Raw genomic sequence first — 20,750 nt, 5'->3', positions numbered from 1 at the left:
TAACGAGATAAAAGATTCAATGTAGAGATGAGCTTGTGACTGAGAAAAAAATAACTAAGGTCCTTTACCCTGGAACATTCGACCCAATTACTAATGGCCACTTAGACCTTGTAGAGCGCGCTGCTCAAATGTTTGATGAAGTACTAATCGCAGTTGCTGCAAGCCCATCTAAAAAAACCATGTTTACTTTGGATGAGCGCGTCTCTCTTGCCCAAGAGGTTACCTCTCACCTATCAAATGTATCTGCTAAAGGATTCTCTGGTCTACTCGTTGGTTTTGTAAAAGAAGAAGATGCTCACCTGTTAATTCGTGGTTTAAGAACGACTGTGGATTTTGAATACGAATTTGGATTAACCAATATGTATCGTCGACTTTCTCCTGGACTAGAGAGCGTGTTCTTAACTCCAGCAGAAGAGCATGCCTTTATCTCTTCAACTATCGTGCGTGAGACCGCTATTCATGGCGGAGATGTTGCTCAATTTGTACCCGAAGCGGTCAACAAAGCTCTACTAGAAAAAACTAAATAGGCTGACAATCAGGGCAGATAAAGCTGTTTCTCTGCCCTATTTTTAACTGCTCAATCTCAGCACCACACACAGGGCAAGGTTCACCAGCCTTGCCATAGACTAGCAACTCCTGAGCAAAATATCCTGGTTTCCCATCAGCCTGACTAAAATCCTTAAGTGTTGTTCCACCTTGATTTATAGCCGTAGCAAGCACTTGCTTAATCTCTGCGACCAAAACTCGCCATTGCTTTGTCGTTAGCTTACCCGATGGGGTCTTTGGATGAATATGTGACGAAAACAGGGACTCATTGGCATAAATATTACCGACACCGACAACAACCTTGTTATCCATAATGAACTGCTTGATTACCGTTCTTTTATTCTTCGCCTTTTCCTGCATGTATTCTGGAGTAAAGCAACCTTCTAAAGGTTCTGGGCCTAGATGATCCAAAAGCTCATGAAGCTGATCATGCTCTTGCCACAACCATGCACCAAAACGTCGGGGATCGTTATATCTAAGTAACTTTCCATTTTCTAATACAAGATCCACATGATCATGCTTTTCAGAAGCATAGCTTTCATCAAGCACTCTTAAAGAGCCAGACATACCCAGGTGAATAATAATTGAGCCTGTATCCAGGCGAATCAGAAGATACTTTGCTCGACGTTCGATATCCAGGATGACTTTTCCTGATAGCTGAGACAGCTCATCGGGAATCATCCAACGCAACTGAGGCTGCCTGATTACGATCTCTTTGATTGTCTGATCTTTTAGATGGGGAGTTATTCCCATCCTGCTGACTTCTACTTCAGGTAACTCTGGCATTTAACCTTCTCACATCGCTCACTTCAACGGAAACAAGTACTCACTATCAACAGATACAGCAATCCATTTACCTTGCCAGTTCTGCATTAACCAGAACTGTGGCGTCTCGTAGTAAGTAATTCGTTGCGGCTCCTCAATATCCTGATACCACACTTCTATCGTATTAGCGCTATTAAGTTTCTCTTTCAGCTTGTCGAAGGTTGAAGCCAATACTTCCGTACCGACAAGCTTCTTCCACCTTTGGACCAACTCAGAAGCGCTGATAGATAACTCTTCTGTTGCCGACCATTCTGCTTCCGTTTTAATTATGGACCAGTCAGAAAAGTGTACTTGAACGGGGTGAGAATTGGGGTCCATAAGATATGGATACTCAGAAACTTGCTCAGAGTCTTCCATGGCACCTTTGAGGATATTTGGCAGGTTAAGAGCCATCATAAAAACGATAACCCCAAGCATCAATACATTGTTCCATCCACGCCTAGAAAGTTTCATTAGTTTCCAATCTCTCTAATAAGTCTCATCATCAATCACGACAACTGTTGTTTTATCATATTGAATGAGCACTATTGTTGCTTTGTGAAACCTAAATGGCTAGCGTTTTTTAATCTGCCTTTGAGTCAAAACATGAAAACTCGTTATAGAAACGTACAAAACCATCAATAAGTCATAGTTCTAAGACAAACTGAACTATCTGAACTGATTAATAGATCTGCAATCTTTGTAGGACTATATTTATCTTACTGATTAAAGGAATAAAAGATTGAGGAAGTCACATTGAAGATAGCAGTTTCAGGGACAGGCTACGTTGGTTTATCAAACGCGCTGCTACTGGCTCAAAATCATGAAGTTGTAGCTGTCGATATTATCGACGAGAAAGTCTCTCTTCTAAACAATAAAAAATCACCTATCGTAGATAAAGAAGTTGAAGAGTTTCTCACCAGAGAGAATCTCAATTTTACCGCAACATTAGACAAAGAAGCGGCTTATAAAGATGCCGAGTATGTCATCATAGCTACGCCCACAGACTACGACCCACATACGAACTTCTTCGACACTTCATCAGTAGAGTCAGTTATTCGTGACGTTATTGGTATTAACTCAAAAGCTGTAATGATAATTAAGTCAACAGTGCCTGTTGGTTATACGGAAAAGATAAAAGACCACTTTGAATGTGACAATATCATTTTCTCTCCGGAGTTTCTTCGTGAAGGTAAAGCCCTATACGATAACCTCTACCCTTCTCGGATTATTATTGGAGAGCGAAGCGAACGTGCACAACTATTCGCTGAAATGCTAGTCCAAGGAGCTGAGAAAACCGATATTCCGGTCTTGTTTACAAACTCCACTGAAGCAGAAGCTGTAAAACTTTTCTCAAACACTTACTTAGCGATGAGAGTCGCTTACTTTAATGAGCTGGATTCATATGCCGAGGCCTATGGGCTAGATACAAGACAGATTATTGAAGGGGTAGGTCTAGATCCACGAATTGGAAATCATTATAACAATCCTTCCTTTGGTTACGGCGGATACTGCCTGCCAAAAGATACAAAACAACTGCTCGCTAATTATCGTAAGGTGCCGAACAATATTATTGGTGCCATTGTGGATGCAAATAGAACCCGAAAAGATTTTATTGCTGACTCTATCTATAGCCAAAGACCCAAAGTCGTTGGTATTTATCGACTGATCATGAAATCCGGTTCCGATAATTTCAGAGCATCGTCCGTTCAAGGCATAATGAAGAGGTTAAAAGCCAAAGGTATAGAAGTTGTTGTATATGAGCCTGTTTTGCAGGAAGAGCACTTTTTCTACTCGAAAGTTGTGAGAGACTTGGATGAGTTTAAAAATATGTCTGACGTCATCGTTGCTAATCGAATGACCGACGTCTTAGAGGATGTCGCTGATAAAGTATACACAAGGGATCTTTTTGGATCTGACTGATGCCCCTCCTCAAGTCTAATACCATGTCTTCACATAATAAAAAACCCAGCTATTAAGCTGGGTTTTTAGAGAAACTGTAAAACCAATTACTTGATTTTTGCTTCTTTGTACATAACGTGCTTGCGAACTACTGGATCAAATTTCTTGATCTCGAATTTGCCTGGCATGTTACGCTTGTTCTTGTCAGTTGTGTAGAAGTGACCAGTACCAGCAGAAGATACTAGACGAATTTTCTCACGAATGCCTTTAGCCATTGTTCAATTCCTCTTATACGTTCTCGCCACGAGCACGGATATCAGCAAGAACAGCATCAATGCCTTTCTTGTCGATGATACGCATACCCTTAGCAGTTAGACGTAGTTTAACGAAGCGCTTTTCGCTCTCTACCCAGAAACGATGAGTTTGTAGGTTCGGCAGAAAACGACGCTTTGTAGCATTTCGTGCGTGTGAACGGTTGTTACCCGTTACTGGACGCTTACCAGTTACTTGGCATACTCGGGACATTTAAGTCTTCTCCAAATCGTTTCAGCTCGATATCAACCTTGGTGGCCGAACCTCTTATTTGTTCAAAAGAACGGAGGTAAAAACCGTTATGGAAACCCATACAAGGCTATCAAAGGTCGCGCATTATACTAACTTGACGTGCATAGCTCAAGAGCCGAACAGATCCTTTTTGCAGGATTTCGTGATCTTTTTTTGAGCAGAGCTGAATTTGTGTTCAAAAATAGTGCGCGGATTGTAGCAGATTTCACGTTTTGAACAACCAGTAATTAAGATTTTTATACTAATCCACGTTCAGCAAACGAGACCACCTCTCCATCCCCAATAACAAAGTGATCCAGTACTTTGATATCAACCAAAGCCAATGCATCTGAAAGTCTGGTAGTTATACGCCTGTCAGCCTGACTAGGTTCAGCAATTCCGGAAGGATGATTATGCGCAAAAATCAATGAAGACGCATTGTTTGCTATAGCTCTCTTGACCACTTCTCTGGGATAAACACTTGCACTATCTATCGTTCCTTCGAAAAGTATCTCATCGCAGATGACCCTATTCTGGTTATCAAGAAATAAGGCCATAAACACCTCCCTCTGCCTATCCCTCAATTTATTGGAAAGATACATACGTGTTTGTTGAGGACTACACAGAGCATCACTGCGCTGCAAGGTTTCAGCTAAGTATCTTTGAGTCATTTCAATAACAGCCTGAAGTTGGACATACTTGGCTTCCCCCAATCCTTTATGTTTACAAAATTCCTCTTTCTTACAGCTAAACAATGCCCGCAAAGAGCCAAAATCCTCTATGAGATAGTCTGCAAGCTCTATGACGTTCATTCCTTTAACCCCTGTTCGCAAAAATATCGCCAACAATTCTGCATCGGAGAGAGATTGTGCTCCACGTAGCAAAAGCTTTTCTCTCGGCTGTGACTCTTTGGGTAATGATTTAATGGACATACGCCCTCCTCTTACGTTAGTAAGCTGAGGAATCGGCTGTCATGCAATCGATAATGAGTAGTTTGCGGGGTAGTTAAAACAAGAACAACTTATCGGCAATAAAAAATGGCAAAGTAATAAAATCACTTTGCCATTTTTGCTAACTCTTTTTGAAGAACAATTAAACCTTAAAGTGTCCAACCAGATCATTCATTTTGGAACCAGAATTCGCGAGCGAAGAGCTAATAAGCTCAGACTGCTGAAGATCGTTACTCAACCCCATCACCATCTGCTGAATCGCAACAAGATTCTGATTTATCTCTTCGGATACCACGCTCTGCTCCTCCGCAGCAGAGGCTGTTTGTATACCCATCTCGTGAATAATGCTAACCGCTTCCAGAATTCCCGTCAGCCGCTCCTGAATCATAGATGAGTCTTGAATCGTCTTCTCTCCACGCTGCTGGCTTTCTGTCATCGTGGTCACGGCTGTTTTCACACCAGACTGAAGCGCAGTAAGCATATCGTTAATCTCTTCAGTGCTGGATTGGGTTCTACTTGCCAGATTACGTACTTCATCTGCTACCACAGCAAAACCACGTCCCTGCTCTCCAGCTCGCGCCGCTTCGATAGCCGCATTCAGAGCCAACAAGTTAGTTTGTTCCGCAATACCACCAATCACCTCAATGACACTGGTAATCTGGTTTGTTTGGTCACTTAATGACTCAATTGCTCCAGAAGTTACGTTAACTTCTGCCACCAATTCGTTGATACTATTGATCGCTTGTGATACTTCCAGCTGCGCATCCTGAATTTGCTGATTTGCTGAACTAATTGCATCTGAAGTAGCATTTGTATTGTTTGCCACTTCTCTGGAAGTAGCTGCCATCTCTGTCACTGCAGTTACTACTTTTTCTGTTTCTACACTATGACTCTGCATTGTCTGACTAGCGATTGATGTTTGACCATCCAAATCTTTGGACGCCTGAAGTACATCTGTAGAGCTGGACTGAACATCACGCATGATAGGCTGAAGTTTATCCATAAACTTGTTAAAGGCTCGACCTAACTCAGCAACTTCGTCACTGCCTTTTGCTTCAAGACGCTCTGTCAGATCACCATCACCTTCTGCTATATCGTTAAGCTTCTGAGACATGCTATGAAGCGGTGCGAGGCCTTTATTCACCAGTAAACTCACAACGAGTGCAGTTAAAGCCAAGCCAACCAAAGAAATAAGTATGGCAAATTGCGTGTCTGAAAGAATTTCAGATTCACGTTGCTGGCGGTATTCGCTCACAGCCGCATCAATATCGTCTATATAGACTCCAGTCCCCAGAACCCAATCCCATTTAGGCAGATGCTCTGCGTAACCCAACTTAGGTGCAAGTGCATCGATTGAAGGCTTATGCCAAGAGAAGTTTAAAAAACCATCGCCTTTAGTTGACGCATCAATCAGACCTGCGATCACAGGTACACCATTTTCATCTTTAAAGCCGTATAAATTTTTTCCGACCAATTGCGGCTTGATGGCGTGCATGGTATTAACGCCCTTTGAGTCATAAGCAAAAAAGTAACCATCATCAGCAAAGCGCATGTTGCTAAGTATTACTTTTGCAGCTTCAATGTTCTCACCATTCTGATCCTCATCATACAAAGATTTAATAGCGGTCCGCCCCATACGGAGATGAGCCGTCAATTCTGTTTTCTTATTATTGATGAGCTCAGTTTGATAACGTTCTAGCTGCTCTTCGAGATCATTTAATCCGTTCCAATAAAAAACCCCTGTTACCAGAAACGTGATTAATAGCAGGGGAATGATAGTAATTGAAAGTAACTTCCCACGACTTTTTAAGCTCATACACTCTCTCCACAATATTGTCGGCTGATTTTTATTGTTAAGTTGCCGATCCAGTTAAATATTAGCCTTTTCGATTATATCGACTGAAAAATTGCAAAGATGAGCCTGAAATCACAGAGGCTTTATGAGTTTTGAATTTAGCTCACAAATATCAATGCAAGGTGTAAACGTCCTAACAGCTCCCAAACCTATAGATAGTAGTCAGAAATCAAATATTAGAACTCAGAAAGTTCAATAAGCCCTTTAAGCAATTTATGGTATGGTTTGCACAGAATTTTGGAGAACCTGAAAATGCAAACATTAGAAGGAAAGAAAATCCTGCTCGGAATCAGTGGTGGGATTGCTGCATATAAATGTGCTGAATTAACCCGCAGACTGTCTGAAAGAGGTGCAACTGTACAAGTCGTAATGACGAAAGCTGCAAAAGAATTTATAACTCCTCTTACAATGCAAGCAGTATCTGGACGTCCGGTATCTGATAGCTTGTTAGATCCGGCAGCAGAAGCTTCAATGGGCCATATCGAACTAGGTAAGTGGGCTGACTTAGTCCTTCTGGCACCAGCAACAGCAGATCTAATCGCTCGTGTAACTGCAGGTATGGGTAATGATCTGCTCTCTACATTAGTTTTGGCGACAGACGCACCTGTTGCTGTAGCCCCTGCCATGAACCAGCAAATGTACCAGAACATTGCAACTCAGGAGAACATTGCGACTCTGAAACGTCGTGGTATGCATATCTGGGGGCCTGGAGCTGGCGAGCAAGCTTGTGGTGATGTGGGTATGGGTAGAATGCTCGAACCTATGCAACTAGTAGGGTTATGTGAAAATTTCCTCCAACCAAAACTTCTGGAAGGTAAATCAGTGGTTATCACTGCGGGCCCCACCAGAGAAGCAATAGACCCTGTTCGTTATATATCTAATCATAGCTCTGGAAAAATGGGCTTTGCTTTAGCTCAGGCAGCAGCTCAGCTTGGTGCAGATGTAACACTGATAAGTGGCCCAGTGAGTTTAGAAACACCTGTTAATGTTACCCGTATCGATGTGGAAAGCGCTCAGAATATGTATGACTCAGTCATGCAGACTGCGCCGGGTAAAGACATATTTATTGCCTGCGCTGCGGTTGCGGATTACCGCCCGGAAAATATTGCTGAGCAGAAGATTAAAAAAACGGACGACAATGATGCCATGTCTATTGCAATGGTGAAAAACCCTGATATTGTCGCGTCCGTTGCAGCACTTGCGGAAAAACGACCATTTACTGTTGGTTTTGCCGCAGAAACACAAGATGTGGAACAGTACGCCAGAGGCAAGCTGGAGAAAAAGAATCTGAACCTTATCTGTGCTAATGATGTATCGGTAGAAGGACAAGGTTTTAATAGCAGTAACAATGCTATTCACTTGTACTGGAATGGTGGAGAAAAAGCTCTTCCACTTGATACAAAAGCCGGCATCGCTTCAGATATCTTGATTAAGATTTCAGAATTAATTTAATTGTTAGCCCTGTAGCCACAGGGCTTATCCAAGAATTTCAGGACCCTTGTTCATGAAACAAATCGACTTAAAAATTCTGGATTCTCGTATTGGTAACGAGTTTCCATTACCCACTTATGCTACGGAAGGTTCTGCCGGAATTGACCTGCGAGCATGCCTTGATGAGGCATTAACTGTAGAGCCCGGTGAAACACACCTGGTGCCAACAGGTATGGCAATCCATATTGCCGATCATAACCTAGCCGCTACTATTCTTCCTCGTTCTGGTCTGGGCCATAAACATGGGATCGTGCTGGGGAACCTTGTCGGACTTATCGATTCAGACTATCAGGGACAACTCATGGTATCAGTCTGGAACCGTGGACAAACTACATTCACAATTGAGCCGGGCGATCGTATTGCACAACTGGTATTTGTGCCCGTTGTACAGGCTGAGTTCAATATTGTTGATGACTTTGACGCAACTAAACGCGGAGAAGGTGGCTTCGGTCACTCTGGCAAACAGTAAAGTAAACAAAAAGCTACGCACTATTCTATCTCTTAGTTAGAATGATGCTTCGAGAAAAGATACGTTCTCTCTGTTGTAGAAAATAAAAAGGAATTGATAGATGTCCGGCACGAGAAAATCCAATCGTCGTGAAGAGATCCTTCAGGCTCTCGCTCATATGTTAGAGACCAGTGAAGGCGCATCGCGAATCACGACGGCAAAACTTGCGAAACAAGTCGGTGTTTCAGAAGCAGCTCTATATCGCCACTTTCCAAGCAAAGCCAGAATGTTTGAAGGTCTGATTGAGTTTATTGAAGATGCCATCATGACTCGAATCAACCGAATTCTGGATGAAGAGAAAGATACGCTTCAACGCTTGAGACTGGTTCTACAGCTATTATTAGCTTTCGCAGAGAGAAACCCTGGCCTTAGCCGGATTATGTCTGGCCATGCTCTGATGTTTGAAAATGAAAGACTAAGAGATCGTATTAACCAGCTGTTTGAGCGTATCGAAACACAACTTAGACAAATTCTTCGTGAGCGTATGCTCAGAGAGGGCAAGTCATTCCCAGTCGACGAGAAGATACTGGCAGCACAACTGCTTGGTCAGGTCGAAGGGAGCCTGAATCGATTTGTTCGATCTGACTTTAAGTATCAACCCACTGAAAATTTTGAGGAATACTGGGCGCTTCTAAGTGCGCAGATTCAGTAACAAGTATGAGTAATAGCATAAAACCAACATTCTCCACTGCCCTACTTCATCCCAAATACTGGGGTGTATGGCTTGGATTTGGCTTTTTAGCACTGTTTGTCAATATTATGCCGTACAAGGTTCTTTTGTACATTGGCAGAAAGATTGGTGAAATAGGTATGCGTTATGGAAAAAAACGCGTACATGTTGCTACCCGAAATCTAGAGCTCTCATTTCCGGATATGAGTAAAGAAGAAATCGATACTATTGTGGTCGAAAACTTTAAAAACACCGGAATGGCTTTGATGGAAACAGGCATCACCTGGTTTTGGCCAACGTGGAGATTTAAGCGAATTCTCAATGTTGGCGATATGACCGAGCTGAACCACTTTAATGAAAATAAAAAAGGGGTTTTGCTCTGCTGTGTTCATGCACTTAATCTTGAGATTACAGCTCGTGCATTTACTACATTTGGCCTCGCGGGATACGGTGTATATAGACCTCATGCCAACCCTGCATATAACTTAATCCAGTACTGGGGCCGAACTCATGGTGGAAACCGTTTGATAGACCGTCGTGACGTAAAAGGAATGATTAGAGTGCTTAGAAAAGGGGAACGTCTATTCTACCTACCGGATCATGACTATGGTCACAACAAATCAGTATTTGTGCCATTCTTTGGTGTTGAAGAAGCTTGTACAACAACAGGTCCTAGCATTCTTGCCTACCCAAGTAAGTGTGAAATCGTGTCAGGCTCTGGATTCCGTAACAAAGATGGCAAATACGATATCCTCGTCGATGAGGCAATAAAAGACTATCCTCAAAAGGATATGACTGCCGGTGCAGCTCTACTAAACAAATCAATGGAGAAAGTAATTCTTCGTGGGTTGGATCAGTGGATGTGGTTACACAAACGCTTTAAATCGATGCCAGACAAGAACAAATCTAACGAACGCTATCTATAGAAGGTGTACAGCCGAATGGCGAACGACAATAGTAAAAATAGTGCAAAAAGCAGCATAGACAGTTACCTTTACAAACCTACTTTCCAGTGGGCGTTTTTGCACCCGAAGCACTGGCCTACATGGTTGGGTATTCTGTTCTCGGTCATATTGGCGTTTATCCCGCCAAGAATCAGAGACTCTATAGCAACTTCACTATCAAAGCAGATCGTTAAAAGAAATGGTCGCGTAGTAAAACGGGCCCGAATCAATCTAACTAAGTGTTTCCCAGAAAAAAGCGAAACAGAAATTCAGCAAATTATTGATAACTGCTTCGCCAAAGCAGCGCAGTTTATGCTGGGCTACTCTGAACTACTGGTTCGTTCAACAAAACACAACCAGAATCGAGGTGTAATGATTGGCGAAGAGAACATTATTCCTCACCTTGATAAAGGCGAAAAAGTTATTGTTCTCGCACCACATGCCTGGGCTGTTGATTACCCGGCAATCATGCTGGCTGCCCGAGGCTATAAGATAGCAACGATAATGAAGCCACAGAACAACCCTATCGGTGACTGGCTGATGCACGTGCAGCGTATGCAATATGGTGGACGAATCTTTGCTCGCAGTGCTGGAATAAAACCATTTATTCGTTCAATTAAGGATGGGTATGTTGGTTACTGGCTTCCAGATGAAGATCATGGCCCGCAGAACTCTGTTTTTGTACCGTTCTTCGGCACTGAGAAGGCCACTCTTAAAGGCTTTGGTAAGATGGCAAAACTTTCAAGAGCAAAAGTAGTTCCGATCCTTCCGGCCTATAATGACAAAACGGGTAAGTATGAGGTTCACATCCTTCCTGCACTAGAAGACTTCCCAACGGGTGATGAAGAGCTGGATGCAAGAAGAATGAATCAGGCAATTGAAGAGTTGCTTATGGAAAGGCCTGAGCAGTATATGTGGAATCTTTACTTGTTAGAGACTCAGAGGGACGGTAAAGATATCTACCGTTCTTAGTGAGATGCTTTAAAGTAATAAAGGCGAGCACCATGCTCGCCTTTATGGTATCTAATCGAGTAATCAGCTCTTAGATACCGTATTCAGCACGATAAGCTTTTACCGCCTCAAGGTGTTTAGCGCTATTACCTTTCTCTTCAAGATAAGTAATCAGATCTGTCAGACTAACAATTGAGATAACTGCACAACCAAAGTCTCGCTCAACCTCCTGAATCGCAGACAATTCACCTTTACCTTTTTCCTGACGGTCAATAGCAACAAGAACACCAGCTAAATCTGCACCGTTTGCTTTAATGATTTCCATGGACTCTCGAATCGCTGTACCCGCAGTGATTACGTCATCCACTAGCATGATGCGGCCTTCAAGCGGGCTACCTACCAGATTACCACCCTCACCATGATCTTTCGCCTCTTTACGGTTGAAACAGTAAGGCGTATCAGTGTCATGATGATCAGCTAAAGCGACTGCTGTCGTTGTAGCAATTGGAATCCCTTTATATGCAGGGCCAAACAGTACATCGTAATTGATACCAGAATCAGCAAGCGCTGCTGCATAAAAGCGCCCTAAGCGTGCCAGATCACGGCCGGTATTAAACAGACCAGCGTTGAAGAAATAAGGGCTCTTACGGCCAGACTTCAAAGTAAACTCGCCAAACTTCAACACTTCTTTCTCTAAGGCAAATTCAATAAACTCACGCTGATAAGCTTTCATGCTATTCCTCTAATTAATATCTATCTTCAATTACTCACGCAGATCTATCTTTAGTCCGCACAAAAAAATAGCTCCTTAAAAGGAGCTATTTATCAATCAATTTTCTAACGACGACTTCTGAATCTCAACAATGTCGGCAATGCCTTTCTTAGCCAGAGCCAGTAAATCCATCAACTCTTCATGACTAAACGGTTCGCCTTCTGCCGTTCCCTGAACCTCAATCATCTTGCCTTCTTCAGTCATCACAACGTTCATGTCTGTATCAGCTGCTGAGTCCTCAACATACTCAAGGTCACAAAGCGCCTCGCCTTCGACAATACCAACAGAAACTGCGGCAACATGCCCTTTCATTGGGTTCGCTTTTAGCTTACCTTCTTTAACCAGATGCTGGAATGCGTCAGCCATTGCCACGCTTGCACCACTGATAGAAGCCGTACGAGTGCCGCCATCTGCCTGAATCACGTCACAATCTACAGTAACCATGATTTCGCCCATCGCTTCCAGATCAACAACCGCACGAAGGCTGCGCGCGATAAGGCGTTGGATTTCCATTGTGCGTCCACCTTGCTTACCACTTGCTGCTTCACGACGGTTACGAGAGTGTGTTGCTCTTGGTAGCATGCCATATTCAGCCGTTACCCAACCTTTCCCCTGACCTTTAAGCCAGCGAGGTACATTTTCCTCAACAGTAGCGTTACAAAGGACTTTTGTATTACCAAATTCTACAAGCACAGAACCTTCAGCATAAGCTGTGTAGTTTCGGGTCATTTTGATGGGACGAACTTGTTCAGGGCTTCTGTCATTTGGACGCATGGAAATTTCCTAGTATGGGGTCACATAATTGGCGACGAATTATATAGGAAATCAAATTTTGTTCATAGAGCCAGTATTGATTTCAAGCCATATGAAGTCATTTGTGTGCTAACATTATGGCAATTCTAAACTTATTATCTCCCACCGATTTATCTAATCGGTTTCCATAAAGGTATTGTAATGATTTACAGCATGACCGCCTACGCGCGTAAAGAAGTAAAGGGTGATTGGGGTACAGCAGTGTGGGAAATCCGTTCTGTAAACCAACGTTATCTTGAAACCTACTTCCGTCTACCGGAGCAATTCCGTGGACTAGAGCCGATACTACGAGAGCGCTTCCGTAAACGTCTGGCACGAGGAAAGGTTGAGTGCCACCTGCGCTTTGAGGCAAACCCATCCGCAACAGGTAAGCTGACAATCAACGAAACCTTAGCGAACCAGGTTATTGATGCAGCCAATCAAATCATGCATATGACTGGTGAACTAAGCCGCGTAAATCCATTCCAGGTTATGAACTGGCCAGGTGTTATGGAAACACCAGAGCAAGATATGGATGCTGTAAATAAAGATCTTCTAAGTGCTTTTGATGAAGCCGTACAAGACTTTATCGATGCTCGTGGTCGTGAAGGTGAAAACATGAAGTCTCTGATTGAACAGCGTCTTTCTGCTATCACTGATGAAGTTGTAAAGGTTCGTGCTCGCATGCCAGAAATCCTGGAGTGGCAACGCGAACGAATCATTACCAAATTTGAAGAAGCAAAAATTGAACTTGAAGTGAGCCGTGTAGAGCAGGAGCTGATCCTTTTAGCGCAAAAGGTTGATGTTGCGGAAGAGTTGGATCGCTTAGACTCTCATGTTAAAGAAGCAACGAACATCATGAAAAAAGGTGGGGCATGTGGACGTCGCCTCGACTTTATGATGCAAGAGTTTAACCGTGAATCGAACACACTAGCTTCTAAATCTATCAGCACAGATATCACTGCTTCCGGTGTCGAGCTAAAAGTTCTAATCGAGCAGATGAGAGAGCAAATTCAGAATATTGAGTAAAATATCACTCATTAGTTTATTGCAATTTAGCCTCGAATTAACGAGGCTATTTTTTTATTTTGATTTCCCTCAGCTAATGGCTAAGTCTGACATTTCGATGACATAAAATACGGCATGCGAATGAAAAATAGATAAAACAGTGGTCAAAACTATAAAACAAGCAATAAATAATGAACAACAATGTGCTAATTAACGAACTTAAGAATAGCTATATAAAAAACGACCGGGCAGAATGTCGAGAGTTATATTTTGAACTTTGTATGAGATGCGGGTTGCACAGAAGCCTAAAACCAGAAGAGTACAAATGGCCCTGGATCTACGAAAGTAATTTAGGTGTTTTGCAGCATGCGCCAGAAAAGCGTTACACAAGAGAAAAGAAATTGCTGACTTTTTCTGCCCTTCTAAATCTTGAAAGTTTATTAGAAATGGCTGCTTAAATATTTATTTGGCCCTATAATAGGGCCAAAAAATGTTAAAGCGGATACCAGAAAAGTTCCTCTTCAATAATGCGTTTAGCTATCGCTAGAATAGTAATCAGCATAATCCCCAGTATACAGACAACATCCACTCTTTTAATCGGTTTTAAACTATACCAAGTACGACTTTGATGACGCCCGAACCCTCTGAGCGTCATTGCATTAGATATGTCATCAGCTTTATCTAAACTAGAGAAAATCAACGGACCAAGAATTCTTACAATATTTTTTACTCGCTCAAAGAAAGGTGCTTTTTTTGAAAGCTCTATCCCTCGAGCTTGCTGAGCATGCATGATATTCACAAAATCTTTTTTAATCTCTGGCAAATACCTCAGTGTAAGACTAACTGCATAAGCGATTTTATAGGGGACTTTTAGTTTGTTAAGGCTAGCAGCAAACTCTGTCGGGTGAGTAGTAAATACAAACACCAGAGCAATTGGGAACATACTGAAATACTTCAGTGTCACCGTCACTAAATAAAATACCGTTTCTTTAGTGATCGAGTACCCATAAGGTAGTGATAACCAAATCGTTTCACTTCCTAAGATCTCTGTACCTTGGTTTGGTGCCAACAAGAAGATGAAAAGTGCATTAAGCGTTAACACACTAGCTGTCGCTATCAGTAACGGTTTGTATATCCTAAGTGGAATAGCGGAAACTTTAAGTAATACAAGGCCAATGACTAAAAGAGACACAATCATTCTCAAGTCAAACGTTGTCAAGACAACCGTTGTCCACGCAATAAATAGAGCAAATTTGGTAATGCCATTGAGCTGATGTAACGGTGAGTTGGTATCGATGTAGTTGATGCCAAATGTTATTTTTGAATCCTTCACGCTGCCCTCTCTTGCTCAATAAAGTGTTGCATGAAGGTGTTGGTATCCTGTATTCCCATATCAATGGCAAGCTGATATAGACTCGTCGTCGCTAAGTTGGCTTTATCCAGTAAATCTGGTTGTGAAAACACTTCAGTCATTGGAGCATCTGCTATCAGAAAACTATCGGATATCACGATTGAGCGAGTCGTGTACTCAAGCACTAAATGCATATCGTGGGAGATGATTATTACTGTAATGCCAAGCTCTCGATTTAACTTCTGAACAAAGCGCATCATCGAAGTGTAATTCAGATAGTCCTGACCCGCTGTAGGCTCATCCAGAATCAGTATTTCTGGCTCTAAAACCAAAATAGAGGCTATGGTAACCCTCTTCTTCTGACCATAACTTAATGCGTCTATTGGCCAGTTTCGATACTTCTTAAGTCCGCAAAGCTCCAGTATATGACCAACTTTTTCCGTCACTGTAGATTCATCAACTCCACGATTGCGCAACCCAAAAGCAATTTCGTCAAATATCATATGGTGCGAAATCATATGATTAGGGTTTTGCATTACCACGCCTACTTTTTGGCTTCGTTCAAAGATAGAAAGTTCAGAAAGGTCTTCTCCACCTATTTTTATAGCTCCGGAGTCTGGATTGATGACTCCCATAATGAGCTTAGTCAGCGTTGATTTTCCTGAACCGTTTTTACCGAGAACAGAGATGACTTCGCCCTTATGGACATTAAAACCAATATCACTCAAAGCTTTTGCATCACCATCGTATGAGTAAGAAAGTGCTTCAATACTTAACAGAGGATCCTTTTTTTCAAGTTCGATTGGACTAGGCTTTTTCTCGAACCAACAATTTACCCTCTCCTTGTAATCAGTTATCGGCATGTCAGAAAGTTTGCTAGGCGATTTTTCAACTTCAATTTTGCATCCAGCAACCTTCAACGCAGAAAGATAAAGTGGCTCTCTTATACCGTGCTTTTTAAGAAGAGTAGAAGCCAAAATCTCATCTGGAGTCATGTCAGCAACAATTGTACCCTTATCAATCAAGACCACTCTGTCGACGTTTCGGTATAAGACATCTTCTAATCGATGCTCAATGATAATGACTGTTTTTCCACTTTCTGAATGAAGCTTATCTATAATATCAATCGTTTTCTGACTAGTTTTCGGATCTAAGGCTGCTAAAGGCTCATCAAAAAGTAGAACATCAACATCATCAACCAGAATTCCAGCAAGTGAAACACGTTGTTTCTGTCCACCAGATAATTCATGTGGTGAGTGATCCAGCATACCCTCTAAATCCACCATACCAGCGGTAGCTTTCACAATTGGGTACATATCGATACTCTTAACTAGCTGGTTTTCTAAAGCAAAGGCAATATCTTCTCCTATGCTCAAGCCAACAAACTGGTTATCCGCATCTTGAAGTACGGTGCCAACCTTCTCGGTATAGTCATTCATAGCAAACTTTAGTGCGTCATGACCATCTATTGTAAGTGAGCCAGAAATTTTACCCTTCCGAGCATGTGGTATGAGGCCATTGAGGCATTGCCCAAGAGTAGATTTTCCACTTCCGCTAGGGCCCACAATAACAACCTTCTCACCCTTCTTAATTTGAAGGTTGATATTTGATAATGTGGGCTTATCTAGCGAGTCATACTGGAAAGAAAAGTCAGAAAACTCGATAGTCATTAATATTTATTCTTCTTTAAGATTTAGGCTTTGCTGGTTTCTTTTAGCCACAGATTTCAGGATAAAGAAGCCAACAATAGCAATAAGTACAGTATTGCCAGCAGCGATGATAACTAGCTGCGTAAAGACTTTTGCGAAAGGTTCCGCGTACAAGATGGTGTCAAGGAATGCAGAGCATCCGTAACCAACAACATTGCCTACAATTGTTAACACAACAAAAATCACAAAGTCCTTTCCTTCAAACAATCCCTGAGAGATTCTTCCTTTGGTGATTGAAGGAAATAACCCGATAACCAAGCCGACAATGCCCGATCCAAGCACCCATGTGAGCCAAACTCCCCAACCCGCAAATAGATCTGTAACCCAGTGGCCGATAAAACCAACTAAGAAACCGACAATTGGCCCGTAAAGAACAGAGAAAAGCGCAAGAATTGCCATTGCAGGTTTTAGAGTAGTGTTGGCAAATACCGGAATACCAAACATTGGTAAACCACCGATACCATAAAGTGCAGCGCCAATTGCTATAACAACAACTGTTTTTGCAGTTAAGTTCATATACAAATCCTTTTATAAAATAAAAATATTTTTCAGAGTGATAATTTAAACGGGATTATAGCGCACTTGTGATGCGTTAAAAATACAAACGTCTGGATGGCTAATTAATTCATTGCAAAGCATTCATAGATTCACCATTACTAATAGATCTGTTGTGTATTGCCGTCACATCATGCTACCCTTCGCCTCCATTTTTCTATGCTGGTTTCTTAATCTGGATGCCAGTAAACTCATCCTTAACTTCGAATCAAAGTGGAGTAAACGAGATGGCTACAGGCACTCTTTACATCGTATCTGCACCAAGTGGCGCTGGTAAATCTAGCTTGATCAATGCGTTGCTGGAAAAGAATCCTACATACGCCATGAAAGTTTCCGTCTCTCACACTACTCGCGGTATGCGTCCGGGTGAAGAGGACGGTGTACACTACCACTTTATACAGAAAGAGAAGTTTGAAGAGCTGATCGAAAAAGGCGAATTTCTTGAGCATGCAGAAGTGTTTGGTAATTACTATGGTACTTCTCGTGTATGGATTGAAGAGACGTTGAACAAAGGTATCGACGTATTCTTAGATATTGACTGGCAAGGCGCCCGTCAGATCCGTGAACAAATGCCACTGGCTAAAAGTGTCTTTATCCTGCCACCATCAAATGGTGAACTGGAGCGCAGACTAACAACCCGTGGTCAGGATAGCGAAGCGGTAATTGCAAAGCGCATGAGTGAAGCAAAATCAGAAATGTCACACTACGATGAATATGATTATGTTATCGTGAACGACGATTTTGATGTTTCCATTATGGACTTTAAAGCAATTATTCGTGCTGAGCGTCTGAAGCAAGATAAGCAAACCTCTAAATATAGTGGCATGCTTACAGCACTACTTTCTGAGTAACCCTTTATATTCAAGTAACAACTTGAGGTTGTTTGGGTATAGAGTGTATAATTTCTCGTCATATTAAATTTTTTGTAACTATTGGGAGTCCTCATGGCACGCGTAACTGTACAAGACGCAGTTGAAAAAGTTGGCAACCGTTTCGACCTAGTTCTTATTGCGGCTCGCCGCGCACGTCAGATGCAAACTGGCGGTAAAGATTCATTAGTGCCTGAAGAGAACGATAAGCCAACGGTTATCGCTCTTCGTGAAATCGAAGAAGGTTTGATCACTAAGGAAGTTCTTGATGCACGTGAGCGTCAGGAGCAGCAAGAGCAGGAAGCAGCAGAACTAGCAGCAGTGAGCAGCATCGCTCACAACCGTTAATTCTGTATTTGAATTTACGAAACCTTTCGGGCCTATAATTTGTATCTATTCGATAGTCTCAAAGACGTTGCCCAGGAATACCTAACAGAGCCTCAATTAGAGGCTCTGCGTCAATCTTATGTGGTAGCAAAAGACGCTCACGAGGGACAAACTCGTTCCAGTGGCGAACCTTATATCATTCACCCTGTTGCTGTAGCTCGAATCCTAGCAGAAATGCGTCTGGATCATGAGACTCTGATGGCGGCAATTCTGCACGATGTCATTGAAGATACAGAAGTATCAAAAGAAGAACTGGCAGAACAATTTGGCGATACTGTTGCCGAACTGGTGGATGGTGTTTCTAAGCTGGACAAGCTTAAGTTCCGTGACAGAAAAGAAGCTCAGGCTGAAAACTTCCGCAAGATGGTTCTTGCGATGGTTCAGGATATTCGAGTCATTCTGATTAAGCTTTCTGACCGTACTCACAACATGCGTACTCTCGGTGCATTACGTCCGGACAAAAGACGCCGCATAGCTCGTGAGACATTAGAAATCTACGCACCACTTGCACACCGCCTTGGTATTCACAACATTAAAACCGAGCTGGAAGAGCTTGGTTTTGAGGCTCTGTATCCAAACCGATACAAGGTTCTTAAAGAAGTTGTGAGAGCGGCTCGCGGCAACCGTAAAGAGATGATTCAACGCATCCATACGGAGTTAGAAGGCCGTCTTGATGAAGTTGGTCTGAATGCCCGTGTTATTGGTCGAGAAAAGAACCTCTATTCCATCTACAACAAGATGAAAACCAAAGAGCAACGATTCCATACGATTATGGATATCTACGCTTTTCGTGTGATCGTAGATGATGCGGATACTTGTTATCGAGTACTAGGTCAGGTTCACAATTTGTACAAGCCTCGTCCGGGCCGGATGAAGGATTATATCGCAGTACCAAAAGCAAACGGCTATCAGTCATTGCATACTTCTATGGTAGGTCCTCATGGTGTACCAGTAGAGGTGCAAATCCGTACTGAAGATATGGATCAGATGGCTGACAAAGGTGTCGCTGCTCACTGGTCTTATAAAGCCGGTGGAGACAGAAAAGGCACAACGGCGCAGGTTAAAGCACAACGCTGGATGCAGAGTCTGGTAGAACTTCAGCAAAGCGCAGGTAACTCGTTTGAGTTTATCGAGAACGTTAAATCTGATCTCTTCCCGGATGAAATCTTTGTATTCACTCCGAAAGGACGAATTGTAGAACTGCCTGCTGGTGCTACTGCCGTAGACTTCGCTTATGCAGTACACACTGATGTGGGTAACACTTGTGTCGGTGCTAGGGTTGATCGTCAGCCTTACCCGTTAAGTAAGTCACTCAAAAACGGACAAACCATCGAAATCATTAGTGCCCCAGGCGCTCGTCCAAACGCAGCATGGCTAAACTACGTAGTTACTTCACGCGCACGAACTAAGATTCGACAGGTATTAAAAACCATGCGTCGCGAAGAGTCTGTAGCACTTGGACGTCGACTTCTGAACCACGCACTTGGTCGCCACTCTATCGACACGATTTACCCAGAAAATATTGAGCACGTGCTCACGGATCTGAAGATCGAGTCTGTTGATGACTTACTTGCAGCAATAGGTCTCGGTGAGTTGATGAGTATTGTAATCGCTCGCCGCCTGCTTGGTGATGCCGATGAGTTGACAGAAACAAGTTCGGTACCATCTAAGTCGAGTAAGAAATTATCGATTAAAGGCGCTGATGGCATTCTTCTCAACTACGCAAAATGTTGTCACCCTATTCCAGGTGATCACATTATCGCCCACGTATCGCCGGGTCGTGGCCTGGTTGTACATCGTGAAGTATGTTCAAACGTTCGTGGTTATCAGAAAGAACCTGATAAGTACATGAGTGTTGAGTGGGAAGATGAGCATGAACAAGAGTTCATCTCTGAACTTCAAATCGATATGCATAACAGGCAAGGTGCTTTGGCGGAGCTGACTAATGTTATCTCCAGAACTGGCTCCAATATCCATGGCATCTCTACCGAGGAAAAAGATGGGCGTTTATACACCATCACTCTTGCGCTAACGACTAAAGATCGTGTGCACCTTGCGGGTATCATGAAGAAAATCCGTGTTATGCCTAACGCACTGAAAGTACGCCGCCGCAGACCATAGAATCTAATCACGCCTTCTGAGC

The 20,750-nt window shown here is 42.6% G+C and carries 23 protein-coding genes; 12 read left to right on the top strand and 11 right to left on the bottom strand.

Going from position 1 to position 20,750, the window contains the following annotated elements:
• The first annotated feature begins 35 nt into the window (after nt 1-35).
• Entirely contained in the window at nt 36-527 is a 492-nt protein-coding gene (gene coaD / locus SNR28_RS10195) for a pantetheine-phosphate adenylyltransferase (RefSeq protein ID WP_375752226.1), read from the top strand.
• Here coaD and mutM read toward each other — a convergent pair.
• Together mutM and SNR28_RS10185 are read right to left on the bottom strand one after the other, a co-directional pair.
• Nucleotides 520-1,332 carry a bifunctional DNA-formamidopyrimidine glycosylase/DNA-(apurinic or apyrimidinic site) lyase gene (gene mutM / locus SNR28_RS10190; RefSeq protein ID WP_375752225.1) on the bottom strand — a complete coding sequence of 271 codons (813 nt, stop codon included), beginning with the start codon at nt 1,330-1,332 and terminating at the stop codon, nt 520-522. The two genes, coaD and mutM, sit on opposite strands and share 8 nt — an antisense overlap.
• 18 nt (nt 1,333-1,350) lie before the next feature.
• Nucleotides 1,351-1,824 (bottom strand): hypothetical protein, encoded by a 474-nt coding sequence (locus tag SNR28_RS10185; protein WP_375752224.1) that lies wholly within the window; start codon nt 1,822-1,824, stop codon nt 1,351-1,353.
• 282 nt (nt 1,825-2,106) lie between these two features.
• On the opposite strand from SNR28_RS10185, the gene SNR28_RS10180 reads away from it, so the two are divergent.
• On the top strand, nt 2,107-3,273 hold the full coding sequence (locus SNR28_RS10180) for a nucleotide sugar dehydrogenase (protein WP_375752222.1): 1,167 nt from the start codon (nt 2,107-2,109) through the stop codon (nt 3,271-3,273).
• 86 nt (nt 3,274-3,359) lie between these two features.
• Here SNR28_RS10180 and rpmG read toward each other — a convergent pair whose 3' ends face one another.
• From rpmG to SNR28_RS10160, 4 genes are all read right to left on the bottom strand, one after another.
• Complete coding sequence (rpmG, locus tag SNR28_RS10175; RefSeq protein WP_004405486.1) at nt 3,360-3,527, bottom strand: 50S ribosomal protein L33; 168 nt, start codon at nt 3,525-3,527, stop codon at nt 3,360-3,362.
• 13 nt (nt 3,528-3,540) lie between these two features.
• Complete coding sequence (gene rpmB / locus SNR28_RS10170) at nt 3,541-3,777, bottom strand: 50S ribosomal protein L28 (RefSeq protein ID WP_021704597.1); 237 nt, start codon at nt 3,775-3,777, stop codon at nt 3,541-3,543.
• A 275-nt stretch (nt 3,778-4,052) separates the two neighbouring features.
• Nucleotides 4,053-4,727: a DNA repair protein RadC gene (gene radC / locus SNR28_RS10165; protein WP_375752219.1), complete on the bottom strand. Its 675-nt coding sequence runs from the start codon at nt 4,725-4,727 to the stop codon at nt 4,053-4,055.
• Between the two features lie 160 nt (nt 4,728-4,887).
• Nucleotides 4,888-6,561, bottom strand: a complete 1,674-nt coding sequence (locus SNR28_RS10160) for a methyl-accepting chemotaxis protein (RefSeq protein WP_375752217.1) — start codon at nt 6,559-6,561, stop codon at nt 4,888-4,890.
• A 291-nt stretch (nt 6,562-6,852) separates the two neighbouring features.
• Here SNR28_RS10160 and coaBC point away from each other — a divergent pair, with 291 nt between their 5' ends.
• The 5 genes from coaBC (at nt 6,853) to lpxM (ending at nt 11,185) form a co-directional block, all read left to right on the top strand.
• Nucleotides 6,853-8,052 (top strand): bifunctional phosphopantothenoylcysteine decarboxylase/phosphopantothenate--cysteine ligase CoaBC, encoded by a 1,200-nt coding sequence (gene coaBC, locus SNR28_RS10155; protein WP_375752215.1) that lies wholly within the window; start codon nt 6,853-6,855, stop codon nt 8,050-8,052.
• Nucleotides 8,053-8,104: 52 nt separating this feature from the next.
• Complete coding sequence (dut, locus tag SNR28_RS10150) at nt 8,105-8,560, top strand: dUTP diphosphatase (protein ID WP_375752214.1); 456 nt, start codon at nt 8,105-8,107, stop codon at nt 8,558-8,560.
• Between the two features lie 100 nt (nt 8,561-8,660).
• Nucleotides 8,661-9,251: a nucleoid occlusion factor SlmA gene (gene slmA, locus SNR28_RS10145; protein ID WP_375752212.1), complete on the top strand. Its 591-nt coding sequence runs from the start codon at nt 8,661-8,663 to the stop codon at nt 9,249-9,251.
• Nucleotides 9,252-9,256: 5 nt separating this feature from the next.
• The gene (gene lpxL, locus SNR28_RS10140) at nt 9,257-10,195 is read left to right on the top strand and encodes an LpxL/LpxP family Kdo(2)-lipid IV(A) lauroyl/palmitoleoyl acyltransferase (protein ID WP_375752210.1); all 939 of its coding nucleotides are present in this window, start codon (nt 9,257-9,259) and stop codon (nt 10,193-10,195) included.
• A 15-nt stretch (nt 10,196-10,210) separates the two neighbouring features.
• Complete coding sequence (gene lpxM / locus SNR28_RS10135; protein WP_375752208.1) at nt 10,211-11,185, top strand: lauroyl-Kdo(2)-lipid IV(A) myristoyltransferase; 975 nt, start codon at nt 10,211-10,213, stop codon at nt 11,183-11,185.
• 70 nt (nt 11,186-11,255) lie between these two features.
• Here lpxM and pyrE read toward each other — a convergent pair whose 3' ends face one another.
• Both pyrE and rph read right to left on the bottom strand, forming a co-directional pair.
• Nucleotides 11,256-11,897 (bottom strand): orotate phosphoribosyltransferase, encoded by a 642-nt coding sequence (gene pyrE / locus SNR28_RS10130; RefSeq protein ID WP_375752207.1) that lies wholly within the window; start codon nt 11,895-11,897, stop codon nt 11,256-11,258.
• A 96-nt stretch (nt 11,898-11,993) separates the two neighbouring features.
• Nucleotides 11,994-12,710, bottom strand: a complete 717-nt coding sequence (rph, locus tag SNR28_RS10125) for a ribonuclease PH (RefSeq protein ID WP_375752206.1) — start codon at nt 12,708-12,710, stop codon at nt 11,994-11,996.
• 180 nt (nt 12,711-12,890) lie between these two features.
• Between rph and SNR28_RS10120 the strand changes: the two genes are divergently transcribed.
• Nucleotides 12,891-13,757 carry a YicC/YloC family endoribonuclease gene (locus SNR28_RS10120; RefSeq protein ID WP_375752204.1) on the top strand — a complete coding sequence of 289 codons (867 nt, stop codon included), beginning with the start codon at nt 12,891-12,893 and terminating at the stop codon, nt 13,755-13,757.
• Nucleotides 13,758-13,927: 170 nt separating this feature from the next.
• Nucleotides 13,928-14,194, top strand: coding sequence for a hypothetical protein (locus tag SNR28_RS10115; protein WP_375752203.1), 267 nt, complete (start codon nt 13,928-13,930; stop codon nt 14,192-14,194).
• 35 nt (nt 14,195-14,229) lie between these two features.
• Here SNR28_RS10115 and SNR28_RS10110 read toward each other — a convergent pair whose 3' ends face one another.
• The 3 genes from SNR28_RS10110 to SNR28_RS10100 are packed head-to-tail and all read right to left on the bottom strand — an operon-like array spanning nt 14,230 to nt 17,312.
• Nucleotides 14,230-15,069: an energy-coupling factor transporter transmembrane component T family protein gene (locus tag SNR28_RS10110; RefSeq protein ID WP_375752202.1), complete on the bottom strand. Its 840-nt coding sequence runs from the start codon at nt 15,067-15,069 to the stop codon at nt 14,230-14,232.
• Entirely contained in the window at nt 15,066-16,757 is a 1,692-nt protein-coding gene (locus SNR28_RS10105; protein ID WP_375752200.1) for an ABC transporter ATP-binding protein, read from the bottom strand. Before SNR28_RS10105 ends, SNR28_RS10110 begins: the two co-directional genes overlap by 4 nt.
• Nucleotides 16,758-16,763: 6 nt before the next feature.
• On the bottom strand, nt 16,764-17,312 hold the full coding sequence (locus SNR28_RS10100) for an ECF-type riboflavin transporter substrate-binding protein (RefSeq protein ID WP_375752198.1): 549 nt from the start codon (nt 17,310-17,312) through the stop codon (nt 16,764-16,766).
• Between the two features lie 266 nt (nt 17,313-17,578).
• Between SNR28_RS10100 and gmk the strand changes: the two genes are divergently transcribed.
• The 3 genes from gmk (at nt 17,579) to spoT (ending at nt 20,728) form a co-directional block, all read left to right on the top strand.
• Nucleotides 17,579-18,202 (top strand): guanylate kinase, encoded by a 624-nt coding sequence (gmk, locus tag SNR28_RS10095; RefSeq protein WP_375752197.1) that lies wholly within the window; start codon nt 17,579-17,581, stop codon nt 18,200-18,202.
• A gap of 93 nt (nt 18,203-18,295) precedes the next feature.
• The gene (rpoZ, locus tag SNR28_RS10090; RefSeq protein ID WP_047049053.1) at nt 18,296-18,568 is read left to right on the top strand and encodes a DNA-directed RNA polymerase subunit omega; all 273 of its coding nucleotides are present in this window, start codon (nt 18,296-18,298) and stop codon (nt 18,566-18,568) included.
• Between the two features lie 39 nt (nt 18,569-18,607).
• Nucleotides 18,608-20,728, top strand: coding sequence for a bifunctional GTP diphosphokinase/guanosine-3',5'-bis pyrophosphate 3'-pyrophosphohydrolase (gene spoT / locus SNR28_RS10085; protein ID WP_375752195.1), 2,121 nt, complete (start codon nt 18,608-18,610; stop codon nt 20,726-20,728).
• Nucleotides 20,729-20,750: the final 22 nt, after the last annotated feature.

Origin of the sequence: Vibrio iocasae, assembly GCF_042245395.1 — a bacterium.
In the GTDB taxonomy this organism is placed as follows: Bacteria; Pseudomonadota; Gammaproteobacteria; order Enterobacterales; family Vibrionaceae; genus Vibrio; species Vibrio iocasae.
This window is presented reverse-complemented; position numbering and strand designations above follow the sequence as displayed.

What these genes read in the sequence shown, in the direction of transcription:
- rph (WP_375752206.1), bottom strand. Translation starts at nt 12,710, where the DNA reads ATGCGTCCAAATGACAGAAGCCCTGAACAAGTTCGTCCCATCAAAATG.
- radC (WP_375752219.1), bottom strand. Translation starts at nt 4,727, where the DNA reads ATGTCCATTAAATCATTACCCAAAGAGTCACAGCCGAGAGAAAAGCTT.
- rpoZ (WP_047049053.1), top strand. Translation starts at nt 18,296, where the DNA reads ATGGCACGCGTAACTGTACAAGACGCAGTTGAAAAAGTTGGCAACCGT.
- pyrE (WP_375752207.1), bottom strand. Translation starts at nt 11,897, where the DNA reads ATGAAAGCTTATCAGCGTGAGTTTATTGAATTTGCCTTAGAGAAAGAA.
- SNR28_RS10160 (WP_375752217.1), bottom strand. Translation starts at nt 6,561, where the DNA reads ATGAGCTTAAAAAGTCGTGGGAAGTTACTTTCAATTACTATCATTCCC.
- slmA (WP_375752212.1), top strand. Translation starts at nt 8,661, where the DNA reads ATGTCCGGCACGAGAAAATCCAATCGTCGTGAAGAGATCCTTCAGGCT.
- SNR28_RS10120 (WP_375752204.1), top strand. Translation starts at nt 12,891, where the DNA reads ATGATTTACAGCATGACCGCCTACGCGCGTAAAGAAGTAAAGGGTGAT.
- SNR28_RS10115 (WP_375752203.1), top strand. Translation starts at nt 13,928, where the DNA reads ATGAACAACAATGTGCTAATTAACGAACTTAAGAATAGCTATATAAAA.
- SNR28_RS10105 (WP_375752200.1), bottom strand. Translation starts at nt 16,757, where the DNA reads ATGACTATCGAGTTTTCTGACTTTTCTTTCCAGTATGACTCGCTAGAT.
- SNR28_RS10185 (WP_375752224.1), bottom strand. Translation starts at nt 1,824, where the DNA reads ATGAAACTTTCTAGGCGTGGATGGAACAATGTATTGATGCTTGGGGTT.
- gmk (WP_375752197.1), top strand. Translation starts at nt 17,579, where the DNA reads ATGGCTACAGGCACTCTTTACATCGTATCTGCACCAAGTGGCGCTGGT.
- coaBC (WP_375752215.1), top strand. Translation starts at nt 6,853, where the DNA reads ATGCAAACATTAGAAGGAAAGAAAATCCTGCTCGGAATCAGTGGTGGG.
- mutM (WP_375752225.1), bottom strand. Translation starts at nt 1,332, where the DNA reads ATGCCAGAGTTACCTGAAGTAGAAGTCAGCAGGATGGGAATAACTCCC.
- dut (WP_375752214.1), top strand. Translation starts at nt 8,105, where the DNA reads ATGAAACAAATCGACTTAAAAATTCTGGATTCTCGTATTGGTAACGAG.
- SNR28_RS10100 (WP_375752198.1), bottom strand. Translation starts at nt 17,312, where the DNA reads ATGAACTTAACTGCAAAAACAGTTGTTGTTATAGCAATTGGCGCTGCA.
- lpxL (WP_375752210.1), top strand. Translation starts at nt 9,257, where the DNA reads ATGAGTAATAGCATAAAACCAACATTCTCCACTGCCCTACTTCATCCC.
- rpmG (WP_004405486.1), bottom strand. Translation starts at nt 3,527, where the DNA reads ATGGCTAAAGGCATTCGTGAGAAAATTCGTCTAGTATCTTCTGCTGGT.
- lpxM (WP_375752208.1), top strand. Translation starts at nt 10,211, where the DNA reads ATGGCGAACGACAATAGTAAAAATAGTGCAAAAAGCAGCATAGACAGT.
- rpmB (WP_021704597.1), bottom strand. Translation starts at nt 3,777, where the DNA reads ATGTCCCGAGTATGCCAAGTAACTGGTAAGCGTCCAGTAACGGGTAAC.